The sequence below is a fragment of the Vibrio sp. Vb0888 genome (assembly GCF_033338835.1).
Classification (GTDB): Bacteria; Pseudomonadota; Gammaproteobacteria; order Enterobacterales; family Vibrionaceae; genus Vibrio; species Vibrio alginolyticus.
Genome location: NZ_JAWOTL010000136.1, coordinates 1 through 1,370, shown reverse-complemented (window position 1 = coordinate 1,370; position 1,370 = coordinate 1). Strand labels below are relative to the sequence as shown.

Sequence of the window (1,370 nt, the reverse complement as noted above, 5' to 3'; positions counted from 1 at the left end):
CCAGAAACACCTCTTGAACGTTATTAACGAATCTACTTGGGAATAGAGATGTAAGGTGCGAGGCGCTGATCCCAGTGACACGGGTTGCCAATTTTCTGTTTAATAAAGTTGATAACGGCTGATATTTTTTTCGGCATGTGCTGACGACTCGGGTACACCGCATAAAATGGCATCGACTGGCTCGCTTTCCAGTCTGGCAATAGTTGAATCAACTTACCCGTTCTGAACTCATCACCAAGCAAGTACGTTGCGAGATACGCAATCCCCCATCCAGCAATCGCGGCGTCACGTACGGCTTCTGCTAAATCGACAGAGTAGTTTCCGGAGACTTTTACGTTGAGCTCTTGTTGTCCCTTGGTAAATGCCCATCCTGTGTAATCACGCTCCCAACTGCGATAGATCAAGCAGTTGTGCAAAGACAAGTCGTTCGGCTCAGTCGGAGTATCATACTTAAGCAAATAATCTGGCGATGCTGCCACCACAAACTGGCAGTCTGTCAAACGCTGCGCAATGTAGCCCTCTGGTAGGTGCTCATTGTTTGTTACCCACAGATCGAGCCCTTCCGCCAGCATATCGACCTTGTAGTCAAACAAATGCACTTCCACTTGAAGCTGTGGATACAACTCACGCAGCTCTTGAATCGCAGGAATGATGTGCAGCGTTCCAAATGATTGAGATAACCCGAGGCGAACCAGCCCAGCCACTTCATCCCTTTGGCTTTCCATTTCTAACGTCGCACTACTCACCGCCTGCACCACTTGTTCACAATGATGATAAAACGTTTTTCCCGCTTCGGTAGGCGTAAAACTACGCGTGGTGCGTTGAACAAGCTTGATGCCAAGAGATTCCTCTAACTGACTAAGCTGTTTGCTGACGTGAGATACTGACACTCCAAGGCTTTTCGCCGCCGCAGTAAAGTTTTTATGTTTGATCAATGCAGAAAAGATCACCATTTGCGCAGCACGTTCAGATAACACGCAGTACCTCGATAAGAATGTGGGAAAAACAAAGGGCTCCGAAGAGCCCCTATAAAACAGTATTTACTAACGAACTAGAATGAAATGCGATCAGCAAGATGGCTGACGGCAAGCGCGAAGTAGTAAGAGCGGTTCCACTTCATCAGTACGTTATAGTTATTGTAAACCAGATAAGTACGACCGTTTTCATCGTCAGGCATGATAAGCCATGCTTGGATATCTTCATTCAGTTTAGGTAATGGACTGCCATCGTACTTCGTGATGCCAAGTTTACTCCACTCCTGAAGATATTTGCCTTTTTCTGCCCTGCGTCCTTCTAGGCTACGATCAATCCCTTTCGGCACCTTCACTTGGCGCCCCCAAGTAAACTTATCGTCCCAGCCAGACTCGCTC

At 47.3% G+C, this 1,370-nt stretch carries 2 protein-coding genes; both read right to left on the bottom strand.

Annotated elements, in window-relative coordinates:
• Nucleotides 1–32: 32 nt before the first annotated feature.
• Nucleotides 33–977, bottom strand: a complete 945-nt coding sequence (locus R7P72_RS24480; RefSeq protein ID WP_005460577.1) for a LysR family transcriptional regulator — start codon at nt 975–977, stop codon at nt 33–35.
• Nucleotides 978–1,051: 74 nt separating this feature from the next.
• Nucleotides 1,052–1,370 (bottom strand): lytic murein transglycosylase (locus tag R7P72_RS24475; protein WP_318110893.1); only part of this gene is annotated, 319 nt, incomplete at its 5' end.